11 protein-coding genes are annotated in these 13,934 nt (G+C 57.4%); 7 read left to right on the plus strand and 4 right to left on the minus strand.

What is annotated here, in order from left to right; genetic code table 11:
* Window positions 1-3: 3 nt before the first annotated feature.
* On the minus strand, window positions 4-414 hold the full coding sequence (locus ASD04_RS12355) for a helix-turn-helix domain-containing protein (protein WP_200940262.1): 411 nt from the start codon (window positions 412-414) through the stop codon (window positions 4-6).
* A gap of 919 nt (window positions 415-1,333) precedes the next feature.
* Between ASD04_RS12355 and ASD04_RS12360 the strand changes: the two genes are divergently transcribed.
* Together ASD04_RS12360 and ASD04_RS12370 are read left to right on the plus strand one after the other, a co-directional pair.
* Window positions 1,334-2,785 carry a PIN domain-containing protein gene (locus ASD04_RS12360; RefSeq protein WP_056257246.1) on the plus strand — a complete coding sequence of 484 codons (1,452 nt, stop codon included), beginning with the start codon at window positions 1,334-1,336 and terminating at the stop codon, window positions 2,783-2,785.
* A 315-nt stretch (window positions 2,786-3,100) separates the two neighbouring features.
* Entirely contained in the window at window positions 3,101-3,907 is an 807-nt protein-coding gene (locus ASD04_RS12370) for a hypothetical protein (protein ID WP_056257250.1), read from the plus strand.
* An 8-nt stretch (window positions 3,908-3,915) separates the two neighbouring features.
* Here ASD04_RS12370 and ASD04_RS12375 read toward each other — a convergent pair whose 3' ends face one another.
* A complete protein-coding gene (locus tag ASD04_RS12375; RefSeq protein WP_056257254.1) occupies window positions 3,916-4,896 on the minus strand; it encodes a hypothetical protein in 981 nt (326 codons plus the stop codon).
* Between the two features lie 620 nt (window positions 4,897-5,516).
* On the opposite strand from ASD04_RS12375, the gene ASD04_RS12380 reads away from it, so the two are divergent.
* A complete protein-coding gene (locus ASD04_RS12380; protein WP_056257256.1) occupies window positions 5,517-6,020 on the plus strand; it encodes an NADAR family protein in 504 nt (167 codons plus the stop codon).
* Window positions 6,021-6,027: 7 nt separating this feature from the next.
* Here ASD04_RS12380 and ASD04_RS12385 read toward each other — a convergent pair whose 3' ends face one another.
* Together ASD04_RS12385 and ASD04_RS12390 are read right to left on the minus strand one after the other, a co-directional pair.
* Window positions 6,028-6,960 carry a PfkB family carbohydrate kinase gene (locus tag ASD04_RS12385; RefSeq protein ID WP_056257260.1) on the minus strand — a complete coding sequence of 311 codons (933 nt, stop codon included), beginning with the start codon at window positions 6,958-6,960 and terminating at the stop codon, window positions 6,028-6,030.
* Window positions 6,957-8,882, minus strand: coding sequence for an HAD hydrolase family protein (locus tag ASD04_RS12390; protein ID WP_162245130.1), 1,926 nt, complete (start codon window positions 8,880-8,882; stop codon window positions 6,957-6,959). Before ASD04_RS12390 ends, ASD04_RS12385 begins: the two co-directional genes overlap by 4 nt.
* A gap of 123 nt (window positions 8,883-9,005) precedes the next feature.
* Between ASD04_RS12390 and ASD04_RS12395 the strand changes: the two genes are divergently transcribed.
* The 4 genes from ASD04_RS12395 (at window position 9,006) to ASD04_RS12410 (ending at window position 13,793) form a co-directional block, all read left to right on the plus strand.
* Window positions 9,006-10,103: a hypothetical protein gene (locus ASD04_RS12395; RefSeq protein WP_056257266.1), complete on the plus strand. Its 1,098-nt coding sequence runs from the start codon at window positions 9,006-9,008 to the stop codon at window positions 10,101-10,103.
* A complete protein-coding gene (locus ASD04_RS12400) occupies window positions 10,103-12,001 on the plus strand; it encodes a hypothetical protein (protein ID WP_056257270.1) in 1,899 nt (632 codons plus the stop codon). The genes ASD04_RS12395 and ASD04_RS12400 overlap by 1 nt, the downstream gene beginning before the upstream one ends.
* A 23-nt stretch (window positions 12,002-12,024) precedes the next feature.
* The gene (locus tag ASD04_RS12405; RefSeq protein WP_156461234.1) at window positions 12,025-13,116 is read left to right on the plus strand and encodes a hypothetical protein; all 1,092 of its coding nucleotides are present in this window, start codon (window positions 12,025-12,027) and stop codon (window positions 13,114-13,116) included.
* 119 nt (window positions 13,117-13,235) lie between these two features.
* The gene (locus tag ASD04_RS12410) at window positions 13,236-13,793 is read left to right on the plus strand and encodes a hypothetical protein (protein WP_056257277.1); all 558 of its coding nucleotides are present in this window, start codon (window positions 13,236-13,238) and stop codon (window positions 13,791-13,793) included.
* Window positions 13,794-13,934 lie beyond the last annotated feature (141 nt).

The following is a 13,934-nucleotide window of genomic DNA, read 5'->3' on the forward strand; positions in this document are numbered from 1 at the left end:
CCGCTAGTCCTGAATCTTCCGTATCTGTTCGTATGCAGCCTTGATGATGGCCTCCATCGCGATTGCCCCTTCCTTAGATAGGTTAGGATCAGCGCGGAACAATGCCGTAACCTCGGCAAGAGGCTCGGTTTTTTGGCGATCTCCGGACGTGATGAAGTCGTCGGCCCTAAGTCCGGACCAAGCACATAGTGCAGATAGACTGTCGACGTCGGGTTTCCGGCCCTGAGACATGCGCGTCAGTGTGGACGCCGGTACCTTGGCCTGTTCGGCAACCTTCTTCCAGGTCAGGCCGCGCGCGCTCCGCGCCGAGTCCAGCGCGGAAAAAAACCTCTCCCCGTCAAATTTGGGGGAAATGAGTTCGTTGCTCTCTTGCAATTCAATTCCTACTGCGCAATAAAACGACTGTTGCAACATCGCAACTGAAAACCGCGTCGGCAATCGATGCGTAATCTATGGAGACTCCCCATGTCAAAGGGAAAAGGCAGCGGGCCCTACCGCAGCGCAATTTCCGGTCGCTATGTAACGACCGCTCACGGACAACGCAGTCCACACACGACGGTGCATGAGGCACCCGGTCGCAGCGGCAGCGTCAACGGCGCTCGCCGCAGCGCTGTCACCGGCCTGTTTGTGTCCAGTGGTCCCCGCAACAATACGACCAGGGAAAAGTAAATGGGCTTCGGCCCGTTCGGAATTCCTCCCTCCAAACCTTGATAGCGGCCCCACATCGAGGCCGCTATTTCATTCTATTCGCAGCTACGAAGCGCGTTATTACGCAAGAGGATAATTCACATGATATCGCGGGAGATGTTTGGAACCGAATTGCGACTTTCGATTGAAGATTTGAACATAGAACCCGAACTCCAACGGATTGGCCTGAGCTTCTCCTATGGAAACAGATCCATTTGGATTGAAGCAGGGCCAACCCCGCGCGCCAATCTTACCAACCGTTTAGGAGTAGGAGCAGCTATCTCCAGGCACCTGTCTGCAGGGGGTATCTGCCTGGCATGGCCCATTGCCAACAACGAAGTTCAATGGATGGAGATCACGCCGAGAGGCGTCCAAGATATCTCTGATCCTCACCGCCAGAGCTGAGCAATTATTCGCCTCAACGGCAAAACGCGCGACCCTTTCCGGAGCGCCTTTATGTGGCCCGGAGCGGACGCAGGAGGAAAGCGCCCATGGTCAGCCCTCATCAATGCTGTCATTGGAGTGTTGACGCCTACAAGTGCGATAAAGAGCGAGAATGCAGGGAGCCAGCGGCGAGCTGCACGGAAATTGTGGGATACTCGTGCCCACCGTTGGCTATGTGTGAACAAAGCGGGTGCGTAGGATCATGACCAGCAAAGTCACCGAATTACTGGCCGCGGACCAGGTCACGATCGCGATCGACACCAACATTATCGTCCAGTGCTATGCACTGGCCGCTCTGCCTTGGCGAGAACTGGCGCCGGCAGCGACAACGGTCCGGGTGATCGTGCCCCAGAAGGTCATTTCGGAGATGGACCAGCACAAATTCAGCAGCGGACGCCTACGCAAACGCGCAGCCGAGTTCAGCGAGCTAGTGCGCAGGCTGGAGGAGAACAACTATGCTCCCCTGGTACTGAAGGATCATGGTCCCAAAGTAACGGTAGAGTTTGGAAGGGCCTTCAAATCGACAGAGCTGGACAGCGCTCAGTTCGAGCTAGCGGATCCCGACAGTCGAATTGTCGCCGAGGTGGTAAAAATCTCCTCAGAAATCAGGGACCTGGTCTTGCTGGCCGATGATGGTCGGCCAATTCATTTGGCTTATGAGGCGGGGTTACCGCGAATACGGCCTCCTGCAACTTGGCGACGGCCGGATGACGCCGACGAACGCGACCAGAAAATTGCAGACTATGAGCGCCAGCTTGGTGCACAACCCCTGCTTGTAATCGCCTTTCCCGGCGCCGAAACGGAAGAGCGCCACCATTATCTTCGGCAACCACCCAATGGCATCTGCCCCCAATGCACAGAACGGATCGTTGCTGCGGCTCTGAGTGTGGATCCTCAAGTCCCAAGATCCAAGCTGGAGGAACGGTATCCGGATGCCCGCCGACCCTCCAATTACGGCCGATTTACCGTCTCATTTCCCATTCCCGGGCAAGTAAACAGTTCCGATCTGGACGACTATGAGGACGGATATGCAGCGTTCGAGAAGAACCTGCGCAGCTGGGTGGGAATGCTTCCCACCATGCTGCAGGCCATCTTTCCTCTATCGATCGAAGTTGGTAACGACGGCACCAAGGCAGCTGACCGTGTTCACCTCGAGGCCGTGTTGAACGGACCATTCCATTTCAGGCCGCTCGACATGTTCGACACACTCCTCGAGGACATGCTTGAGCCGCCAGATGTGCCCAGGCCTTTCTCATTCGAGCAGCCCTACCTTCGGGACCTGTTCGGCGATCGGCAACAACGACCCGACCAGTTCCATTCTCAGGACGAGCCTGAGGCCGCCGGCGGCACGAAAAGGATCACCTGGCGTTGTGAAGAGTTCCGGCAAGGCACCCGCTACGCGATACCCACGCTGATAGTGGCAGAGCAGCCATTGGCGAAGGGAGCCATTACTGTAACCGCCGGCGCCGCTGCACTGGCCAAGAAGACAATTGTCACCGCCCCGCTTCAAATGGCCCCAAATGGCAGTTCAGGCTCATTTGCGACCTATCTGCAGGACAGGCTGGCGCTCGTGCCCTCAAGATATCACGACGAGCTGCTCATCGAGCTGCGCCGGCCCGATACGGCCTGCACCTGCGACAGCAACTCAGGCTAGCGGCAGGTCCTCCTGCCGTCCGGCCGAGACCCATCCCATCGGGTGAGTGATCTCCTGTCCATTAGTTGGCGGCGTGGGAAGCTCGCAATGCTCCAGGGCAACTGCTCCAGGTTCTCTACCATCGGGTGATCGCGCCATGCCCGACTGGTATCAAGCCCCTGACCGTCCGTGCACGAGACGCCTTGCCGGCGTTAGCGAACGACTTTGCCGTAGAATACGACCTGGTCTGGCAGGTCGAGTGGATCGAGCTGCAGAAGTAGACAGGGCACCCGAAACACCGCATCTTCTGGCCCATGTTAGCGTCAGGAATACCCAATGGGTAAAGAACTTAGCAAGCTACGCGAGCGGAGAGAAGTTCGGCAGCGCTTTGAGGAGATCAACAAGCGCCGCGACATGGTGTTGGTCATCCATTACTCATGCGAGAGCTTCTACGACATAAAGGATGGAAGGACGCCCCGCGTCACCTCCATTGCGGTTCGGCAGTTTGCGAGCGGCCAGACGACCTCCTTCTCCATTCACAAGTCCGCTGAACTAAAGGGCGTTGTTCAGGGTGACATTTCTGCTCGATACGACGAACTCGAAAAGGACATGCTGGTCGAGTTCTTCGCCTATTTGAAGACGAAACCCGACCACACCTTCGTCCACTGGAACATGCGCGACATCAACTACGGATTCCTCGCCATCGAGCACCGTTTCAAGGTTCTCAAAGGGAAACCGGTGACTGTAGCCGACGACAAGAAGTTCGACCTGGCTCGCGAGCTCGTCGCGATGTTTGGCGTCAAGTATGCCCCGCATGGCGCATCCGGCAGGATGCACAGCCTGATGGAGATGAATCATATCACCGCTAAGGATGCGCTGAACGGGAAGGGCGAAGCCGAGGCGTTCGAAAACCAAGAATACGTCAAGCTGCACCAATCGACACTTCGCAAAGCCGACGTCATCGCCAACCTTTTGGACCGCACCTTAGACGGGTCCATCAAGACCAAAGCGACCTGGTTCGATCTCCATGGTTTCCACCCCGTCGCCGTCATTGAGTGGATCACCGAGCATTGGGTTTTTGCGGCGTTGGGCATCGTCGCCCTTCTGATAGGGCTCTATCTCGGGTTCAAGGATCTGATCTAGCCGCCGGCCTAAAACGGGATATCATCTGACGGCACGAGCCGGACCTCGGGCACGGCGCCGGCTGGCAGCGGAATATTCGTCACCACGAACAGGTTGAGGATGTCGTCGCGGTCCATGAATAGGATCTGCGCACGCTTGCTCTGATCGAGCCTGCCGCCGAGCCAGTTGCGGGCCTGCTTGGTGATGTCACCGCCTGCGACTATGAACGCATGGTCGATGAGGACGCGGCGGTTCAGCTCGGAATCGAAGATCTCATGACCGATCATCATCGAGACCTGGTTGTAGATCTCGGCGATGTTCGCGTTGCCCGTCTTCGTCACCCCCGAGGAATCGATCTTCCCCTTCTTCGCCTGGATGCCGAAGTAGATGACGTGCTGCGTCGGCAGCGTGTAGCGCATCCAGACGTCCTTGCCGTATTCCAACTGCTTGTCGGCGTGGCCTGCGGCAGTGATGCGGTGGTATCCGAGCTGCCTGAACATCGGCAGCAGGACCTCTTCGATGAGCTCGTCTTCGCTGCACCTGTCCAGATACTCAGCCAGTTGCGTGCGCCTCTTGATCTCCTCGGGTGCGAAGGGGCGATGGGGGTTCGATACCTCCGTGACCTTGTTCGTCTTGATATGCCGGAACTGGAGAGTGCCGACTTCGTCAAAATATGCTTCGTAGCCCTCCTTCCGAAACGGCACGTTCAGAGTGTCGAGAGCCACCGCTCGATCGGGATCGCCGTCGATCGCCTCGGAGCGGTCCATCAAGACCCGAAAGAGATGTACGAACCTGGGCGGCAGCCCGTTGGCCTGGGACCAGGGCTCGGCAAGGAGCTCCGTCAACCTATCGCTTGCCCATATCGCCCGAGTGGTTCCGTCGTGACGAAATGGAAGATCGCAGTCCTCGAAGAACTCGCTGATGTAGAAGCTGGACCGATAAGGAAATCCCTTCGCATCCCCGACTACGCACTCTGCCAGCGCCCGCATGTTCCTCGACTTGAACTGCATTCCTTGTCCCGACTGATTCACTGGTCGCGACGATACTACATCTGCATCAATAAGCGCAGGGCAGCCCGTCCCACCGCGTCGTGAACCGCGGCGAGCGCATTTGAACTCGTCGTGAAGGCCGACTTCGCAGCGATCGCGACCGAATCCCTGTGCCAGTCAAGGGTTAGTCTCCGGCTATGCCCGTCGCGCTCAGTCGCGCCCTGTCGCCTTACGCCGGCCGTTTGAGTGGGGTTCGGTTCCCTGAGCCCTTTTTACGTCGTCGAGCGCTTCCAGTAGCCGCAGTAGACGATCAGCACCTTCAGGCGTCTTGTCCCACAGCCTTAGGATACCTGCGCTCAGGCGTTCCTCATGTTCTGCAGCAAGGCCCGGCAGAGACACTTCGACGCCAAGAAACTTGCATATCTGCATAATTGACTGCGAGAGTGACTGGAACTTCCCGGCACAAGCCCTGCTTACTTGGCTTTGGCTAACGCCCAGTCTATTCGCGATGTCGACGTGCCTAAAACCCTGTTCTAGGCGCCGGATTTCCAAGCGCCTTCCAAGCTCTTTCGATAAAGAACTATTGAGATTCATGCAAATATGCATATACTGAACTCTAGGTTAGCTGCAAGGGAGTATCCATGAGCACCTCGGAGATACGGTTCTATCGCGCAAGCGAAAAGCCCTTCGGAGCCTTCAGCAATCTCTACCGTCGGCCGATCGTGTTCGAAGGCGAGACGTTCAAGACATCGGAACACGCCTACCAAGCGGGCAAAGCGCGAAAACCCGAAGTGCGGCGTTGGCTAATGGACGCACCATCGCCCGCTCTACTCGCTATGGCCGCTCATGGATTGTACTACTGGGACGTGGCGCCTGGTTGGTCGAAGTTCAAATTCGACCGCATGCGCGGCGTCTTAGCTGCTAAGTTCACGCAGCACGATGACCTCAGGGCATTGCTGTTTTCTACGGGCAACGCGCGCCTGATTGAAACAGCAGCCGAGGACAACCCAGTCAACCGGCTGTGGGGTGAAGTGAACGGCGTGGGCCAAAACATGCTCGGGGTTATGCTCATGGAGCTGCGCGCCGAATTGCAGTCTCCCACTGGCAAGCTCGACATTTGGGCCGCTCGACAGGCCGCCGAATAACATCGGACTAGTTAGAGCCTGCTAAAAGACGCCGAACGCCATCAACCCCAATGGCGTTGAATACACCTCGCGCTCCCAAGTACGCGCAATTGGTGGCGGCTAGCAACTGTCCGGCGCGCACGCCCGCAGCCATTTCCGCCATGTTCCAGACGAAGCGAGCCTGCTTGTGGCTTACCAGCCAGTCGATCAAACCCACGCTGACCATATCACCCGAGCCACTCGTGTCTACCAAGCGTGGAGCTGGCATTGCATCGCACCACATTGACTGCGACCCCTGGCGCAACTGCAAGCCGAGGGCACCATGTGTGACGATAGTGAGTGCATGATCCCCGACCGGCGCGTCGTCCCAGCTCGATATGCGTTCCTCGGAGCACTTCAAGATCGAGACGTACTGCATGGCGCGCCGAAAGAGCTTTGCATCCTCGATCTCAGACGGCTCAAAGAACACCATGGCGCCGCTGGTCCAAGCCATCTCCATGGCATCAGCGATCGTCTCTGTCAGCCGGTCGGTGTAGAAAACGACACAGCTTTGGATGAGACCTCGGGCAGCGCTTGTATGGGTGGTTTCGATCGCCGAATAACGCGGAAATCTGGCGTCGGATCCCCGAGCCGTAAAACTGAAGTTATGGCGACCGTTGGCCGTCTCAACCTCCTGCAAGAGCACAGGCGAACCAATGTCTGCTGATCGGCTAATGTATTTGGTGACAGCACCGGCGTGTCGGAACTCCTCCTCGAGGAAACCGCCCACGTCGTCCAACCCCAGCTTTACCACAGGCGCGACAGACCGGTTGAGCTGCGCGAGCGAAATCAGCACATTTCCGCACGAACCTCCGAGGGCCTCGGCGGCCCGATTTCCGTCTTCGTAGATCACGTCCAGAGTGATGAACCCTGTACCGACCACATCGACAGCTGTTGTGTCGTAGCTTGTGTCTGTGTTCATTCGAGTGTGTCGTCCAAGGTCAGGCTAAAGACACCATGCGATGATTGGTTAAGCCCTTTCAAGATGGCGAGTAGAGCGTCTGGCCCCGTCAAACGATCACCAAACAAAGGCCAACAACAGTCCGCACGATGGCATACCCGGCCCACACTGATACCGTGACGGTAGCCCAGCAACTCGAAGTCGTTACCACCGATATCCCCGCTATCCCCAATGCACAGGACAGACAAATTCGACCCAATGGTGGCCTGGACCTGCTGGACGACATTGGTTTTGGAGCTAGCGGCCGAGATAATGTCGATCGAGTGTCCAGACCGCACGATTCGGACCGTTCCATCTTGCATAAACGGTGCTTCCTCAAGAGCACGAATGAAAGTCTGGGGCGAGCTAAGTTCGGAGAACCGTATCGTGAATTGGCGAGAAGGCACGAACAGCCTTGTTGTTAGGAACTGTCCGGCATGTTCGGTCAGCCAGGCAATGGCTGGAGTAAGGACAGGATCTGGATCCGCCGGGTTCTGTTCGATGTCCACCGACAGAGGCTGAAGCCAGCTCCCATTGTAATAGCCAACGAGGACATTCTGGTGATGGATGGTCGGTATGATTGATCTGAGCGCCCGGCAGCCTGAGCCCCCGCGGCCCGTGGCAAATGCGAGCCGCATCCCTGCGTCGAGTAAGGCGCTAAGCCGCTCGATGATTTTGTCGGACGGGGGCTCCTGCCGGCGATCGGTCGGAACGAGGGTCCCGTCGTAGTCAAGTACAAGCCCGCCAAAGCGCGACAGCGACAGCGCGTCAGTCGCGGCGGAATGCGCCATTACAATGTCGGCCTGCAATGCAATCGGTGGGTCATAGTTTAGCACGGCGGCCAACTTCTTGCGGGCGCCAGCTGAAAGACCCCTTTCGATGTGGATGAGGGACGGAGCCTCATAGATCGCCTTGGCAAACTCTCCCACACCGGGCTTGCCTGGGTCGATGTCGCGGATGTGCCCCATTGCTTCAACGAGCAATAGTGCATCCAGCACCGCTGAAGCTGCGGACAGGCGCCCGCAGTTCCCATAGTCGAGGGTAATGCTTCTGAGTGCCGCTGGCAGGCGTGTCCGCAAGTCTTCCCAGGTGGGTGTCGTCAAATGCCCAGTTAGCGCGACGACGGTTGTGCTCTCGATGTTCCGCGCAAACCAAGTGTGGCGGCCATGGGCAAAGTTGCGGAAATCTACCCTTTGGACACTTCCGAGCGCCGCCTCCCAGATGGAGGTCTCGAGGGTCACCGCTGCTGCGGTGAGCCGAGGGTCGTGCAGAATGAAAACAGTGTTTGTGCTGCTACTCATGCCGATGTCGGACAGAGTGGCGCGGAGTGCGACACGATGGTCCTGGTCAATCCTGGTCTTGAGTGTGTCGCCGACCGAGAAAACTAGTTCCTTCTCATGGCGATACGATGGTGGTGCCGCTGCAAAAAGAGCGCTCCAGACTGCGCTCATCAACGAATGGGTAGATAGAAAGCCGTCCTTAGGGTCCGCGACAGGCACAATCACCGTGCGCAATATTGCCGGAAATCGATCTCGCAACGGCGTCTCGGCATTGCTCGTTACGAGATAGATTTCAGTGGCCATTCTTCTCACGGCGCCGGACAATGCCGCCTCAACATCGGGATTTTCACCGCGCGCTGTGAATAGCCAGACCGGTATTCCGGCTAGGCTGTAGTTGTCCGTGACCAACTCGAGCGGCGTCCGAGTTATCGTTGGGGGTGCGCCGCGAGAATCGCGACAACTCGAGAAGAAAAGCGCGGAAGCGACTGAACCGCCCGAACCTACAACGACAGCAGTGCGATCAAGGCCGTTCTGAAAAAACTTGGTGAAATCTGTCAGATCATTGCAAACGACGAGCGCCAGGGTAGCGCCAAGATTGTCGATCTTGCTAGATAAGACAGTCATCTCGTGGTCCGAACTTGAGTTATGAATCGTGCTGCCGGCTGGTTCGACGCGAACAATACGTGAACATCTTAATGTTGTCATCCACCTGCATGAGGCCGTGGCGAGTGTTCAAGAAATTACCCAATGAATAGAACGGTGGCACTTCGATTACTCGGCGAGATCATGAATTGGGACGACCTCACGGCGGGCGAGGAGTACCAGTGGCTCGGTTTCATGGCCAAGCTTAAATACGATGGATATCGGGATTTCGTTGCCGGTGCCCGATTTCTCGAGAGCTTGGCGGGATGGCTCAGGCAGTTTGCACCGGAAGACCGGTCGGCAGCCTACGCATTGATGAAGGACACGCTTGTCTATTTCGGGCCGATTGAAATCCGCCGCCTGGTCGAATCCTTCTATCCAGACATCGTTTTCCCGTGGGCCGTCAGCGAAGTGGCCCGGCGCAAAGGAATCCCTGATTGGCTGGTTTCAACTCAACAGCCTGACGAACTCAAGAAGTTCTTGAGGCAAACCCTGTTTGTGGCGTTAAGCGAAGGGGCGCACACCGACGCGATGCGACACGCAACCCCTAGTCTCTCCAACGAGCAGATCATCGTCTCCCATCAGGTTGACGACGAAAAGTGGGCTGGTTTGGTGAAGGACCTGCGGGAAGACACAAAAGATCCCAACGCCCTGTTCGCCCGGGCATATCTGGTCGACGATTTCACCGCATCGGGGACAACATTGATCCGACGTGAGGCCAATGGGGATTGGAAGGGCAAAATCCCCAAATTCCTTGAACGTGTGGCAATGGCCGAAAGTAGATCCAGCATATTCGAAGAGGGCTGGACGCTAGGCGTCCATCACTACATCTCCACTGCCCAGGCCGACGCAGCTTCGAATCGCCTGGTCGCCGACTGTCGGGATGCGGGCAAAATCCAGATGCCGGATGTGCTCGACATGTCCTACGGGTACCTCCTACCGTCGACGACCAAGCATGACGTCGAGGCTGAGCCGCTTAAGACGCTCATTTACAAATACTACGACAAAGCGATCGAGACGCGACATAACACGGCTGGCGGTGGCAGCACCGCCATCAACGCCGGGTATAAAGATTGTGCGCTGACGGTTGTGCTGGATCACAACACGCCCAATAACAGCCTACCGATACTATGGGCCGAGTCTGAAGGCACACTTGGACACGCCATGCGACCTCTTTTCCGCCGGAGGCAGCGGCACACCTAATGTTCAATCCCTTTTTGAAACGTGCCTCCGAGCACCTCCGTGATGATGTTGCTTTCCTAGCAACCGTCAGCGCCGTGCCAGTCAGGGCCTATGTCGCGCCAAAGATGTCGGCTCTGTTCGATCGGCTGGTGATCTTCACTGGTACGCCGGGGAGTGGAAAAACCACGTTCGCCAAGCTGTTGCGGTTCAGCACATTGGCAACGCTTAATCGCCTCGCGACATTACCCGAACATCGCGAACTGCTCGATGCGATGTCCCAGATTGGCGCAACAGCCAATGGTTTGCCGCAGATCGCCGGCAGTCGCTTGCCCATGGATCCGCGGTATCGGGAAATTTGGGAGCTGCCATACAGCGCTGAACTACGGAACAGGTTTTTGGCCCGACTTATCCAGGCCCGAGCGGTTCAGGAATGGGTCAGCGGCTTTAAGGACGCTGGCCTAGACCTGGAGACGGTGACGGTCGTGCCTCGCGCCGCAGGTTCGGCGACCCTCGAATCCATCGGAGGCGAGACCGTTGGCGAACTGGCCCGGCGCGCCAAATCAGTCGAGTCGTCGATTTTCAAGATTACGCGCGCCCTTGTGCCTCCCAATGAGGCCGATCTGCCGGTGGATGAGCTTGACGCCTATGATCCGTTTAGCGCGATCGAAGCCTTTCGACATTCGCCGAAGGACAGCAAGCCACGCGACATAAAACCGCTGGTTCTGCTGGACGATGCACACGACCTACATCCCAAGCAGTACGAGTTTATGGAAGGCTGGCTTCGCCAGCGGGAGATTGGCCCAGCCCGGTGGATTTTGACCAGACTTGATGTGCTTGGCTCGCAAGAGGTCCTGGGGGACGAAGACGAAACCGATGCCAAGGCTGGTTTCGAAGCTCAGCGCGAGTTGACCTATATCAGACTACAAGGCGGCAAGAAGGGACGAGGCGGAGAACGGTCCGAATTCAGGTCCATGGCCGCCGACATCTCAAAACGTGCTTTGACGCAGCTGGACACCTTCAGCCGCAAGGGTCTGGTCAACCTGTCTTCACTGCTCGAAACGAACATGCCCGAGCTGTCAGAAAAAGCGCTGGCGGACCTAGAAGCAGCCATCGAGAAACACCGCTTTGAGAAGAACGTGAACCTCGATCGCGTTACGGCCATACTATCCGAGGTCGAGACGTTTGCCACCAATAAGGCAGATATGACCCACGGTGTGAAGCTCAAGGTGGCCTCGATCCTGCTACATAGGTATACAGGCCGGACCCAGACCTCGCTTTTCGACGACGAGGATCCGGAGCCGTCTCGCGAACTCAGTATTGGCCCGGAAGTCATTGTTGGGGCAAAGCTTCAGCTTATGCACGAGACGGGCGCCCCATTCTACTACGGGTTCTCGGATCTGGCAGACGGTAGCTGGGAAAACGCCCAACAGTTCCTGACATTTGCAGCCGCCATAGTGGATGCAATCGAGACCAAGATCATCCGTGACCGCGGCCATATCTTAGACGCCGCCGAGCAAAACAAGATCCTTCGTAAGGTCGCACGCTCTTTGGTGGACGAATGGAATTTCCCTTTCAGTACAGAGGTTAAGCTTCTAACTGATTGGATCGCCCAGGTGGCATTGGCTCGAACGATGCTGCCGAACGCACCGCTTTCTGCGGGCGCGAACTCGGTTGCCATTCCGCAGGAGCAGTTCGACGCTCTCAAGGAGTCGAACGACAAATTGCTGTCGGTGCTGAAGTACGGGGTTGCCTATAATGCAATCTCGATACTGACCAAGAGATCCATCAAGAACCGGTTGTGGACCATCCTCGAACTTGGGGGGCCGTTGGTTTTGATGCACGGGCTCCCGCTGCGCCGCGGAGGCACCGTGCATAAGACGCTCAAAGAACTGCAGGCGTCCATGCGGGGGAACGACTGATGCCGGGGCGTTGGAATACCTGTGTGCGCCACGACGAAGGTTCCGTAGACAATTTTCTGAACGAATACCTCGCCGATCCCAAACGCCGGCCATTGTTAATCGGAGCGGCAGGTTTCGACCCCCGCTCTCTTATCTTTCCGCGCAAGATCGCAGATCTCGCTGGCGATCGCACCAAGGCGATAGCATTGCGGGAGGAGCGCGATGACGCACCAGAGGAACTCGTCGCGAGCGGCAACAAGCACGAGCAAGCCTTCAGGGACATGTTCGGCAGTGCTGAGATGATCCAGGCCGCCATCTTCGCGGACGATCTTGCGGTCGTCGGTGGTCGGAAGTTCGTGGCAGAACTGAACAAGGTCGACCTGACCGGCTTTAGCGACATCTTTCTCGATGTGAGCTCAATCTCCGTAGGCGTCTATTATCCAGTCTTTTCGCTGCTGCTGGAGAAGTCGGCTCACCTGGGGGTAAACCTGCATCTGCTGCTGGCGTCCAATCCAAATTCTGACCGTCGCGCCGTGCCCACCTATTCCGACCGTATCGACAGTCCCCACGGAATGGCATTCGAGAGCGACATGATTGGTGACGCGCGGCCTCCGAACGAGGGCAGATTATGGCTGCCTCAACTCAGACTGAATACCAACGCCGAATGCGCTCGCATCTTTGATGCCGTTAATCCCGACGACGTGTGTCCCATACTTCCTTTCCCGTCGCGAGATCCGCGAACGGCCGATCAAATTGCGACCGGCTTTGCTGCCGAGTTCGACGTGTGGGGCGTGGACCCCAGAAGCGTGCTCCTCGCGTCCGACTACAATCCGCTCGATATCTACCGGTCCATCATCAGGCTCTCGCAAGCACGCAGGCACGTCTTTGGGGAGACGCAATCTTCCATCGTGCTGACGCCAATGGGTTCCAGGGCGACTGCGGTCGGGATGCTACTTGCAGCCTATGAGCTTCGGCTGCCGGTCATTTCTTCCGAAGTCCTGGGATATCGGTGGGAACCAGAGGTGTTGCCCGCGGAGGATCGTCTGACTCACCTCTGGATCAACGGTCCAATCGATACTGTTGCTGTCGTCGATACGTCCGAAGTCAATCCTCAATCAGGCACTCAAACTGGCTGATGCTTCCCCATTGCATAGGTTGTTATGGCCATCTCAAGGTTGCCGTTACCAAGATGAACCGACATGGATACGTGGATTGCGGATTGCGCTCATTCCCGGAATCGAGGACCGAAGTCGGTATGGACGTTGCGCCCGGTGATCTCACGGACCTTATCCAGAGAAACATAGAACTCATGGCCTTCCCGCCATCAGCCAGGGAAGCGGCAACCTACGCCGAAGTGATTGCCCTGCCGCGCGTGGTCGCGAGGCGCCCGCCTACAAAGGATCTACTGGAGGCGGGATTTGTGCCGTATGACTGTCACCGCAATTGCGCAGACCAGGCTGCTAACGACCCTAAGACTGCGAGCCGGCATGTGGTAGGTTGGCTTCCCTATGGTGAGGACCTGATCCTTCATTCAATAGCGGAGATTGCAGGCAGATGGCTGTGCCTTACGCCCCAATTCGTCGCTTCCCCCAGCCGCTTTGATTTCATCCCTGACCCACATATCGAGTGGCGCTATCTGGATGACGGCGTGTCCAAGACAGTGTTCCGTCACGGTCATGAGATGCCAGAGGCGCTGCGTAAGGACCCTCACCGGCACATCCGGATGCGGGACGAGTTTCTGGCAATGGTCAAGACTGGAATGTCCCCACTCGAGGCCAGAGATGCGGTCGCGAGAAACGACAGCGTGCCTTAGCGAGAAACCCAAACCCTGACGCTCACTTTGGTGCCAACGGCGCAAACAAACGGCCCCTTTGAAGGATGCGCGGAACCACGATTGACGGCCGAAGTCGGGCGCACTTGCGGTTGGTAAGCCCGCAACGGTCAGCGACCCGAC

The sequence above is a fragment of the Devosia sp. Root436 genome (assembly GCF_001426345.1).
In the GTDB taxonomy this organism is placed as follows: Bacteria; Pseudomonadota; Alphaproteobacteria; order Rhizobiales; family Devosiaceae; genus Devosia.

Coding starts and splice junctions, on each gene's coding strand:
- ASD04_RS12355 (WP_200940262.1), bottom strand. CDS start 414: ATGTTGCAACAGTCGTTTTATTGCGCAGTAGGAATTGAATTGCAAGAG.
- ASD04_RS12360 (WP_056257246.1), top strand. CDS start 1,334: ATGACCAGCAAAGTCACCGAATTACTGGCCGCGGACCAGGTCACGATC.
- ASD04_RS12370 (WP_056257250.1), top strand. CDS start 3,101: ATGGGTAAAGAACTTAGCAAGCTACGCGAGCGGAGAGAAGTTCGGCAG.
- ASD04_RS12375 (WP_056257254.1), bottom strand. CDS start 4,896: ATGCAGTTCAAGTCGAGGAACATGCGGGCGCTGGCAGAGTGCGTAGTC.
- ASD04_RS12380 (WP_056257256.1), top strand. CDS start 5,517: ATGAGCACCTCGGAGATACGGTTCTATCGCGCAAGCGAAAAGCCCTTC.
- ASD04_RS12385 (WP_056257260.1), bottom strand. CDS start 6,960: ATGAACACAGACACAAGCTACGACACAACAGCTGTCGATGTGGTCGGT.
- ASD04_RS12390 (WP_162245130.1), bottom strand. CDS start 8,882: ATGACTGTCTTATCTAGCAAGATCGACAATCTTGGCGCTACCCTGGCG.
- ASD04_RS12395 (WP_056257266.1), top strand. CDS start 9,006: ATGAATAGAACGGTGGCACTTCGATTACTCGGCGAGATCATGAATTGG.
- ASD04_RS12400 (WP_056257270.1), top strand. CDS start 10,103: ATGTTCAATCCCTTTTTGAAACGTGCCTCCGAGCACCTCCGTGATGAT.
- ASD04_RS12410 (WP_056257277.1), top strand. CDS start 13,236: ATGGACGTTGCGCCCGGTGATCTCACGGACCTTATCCAGAGAAACATA.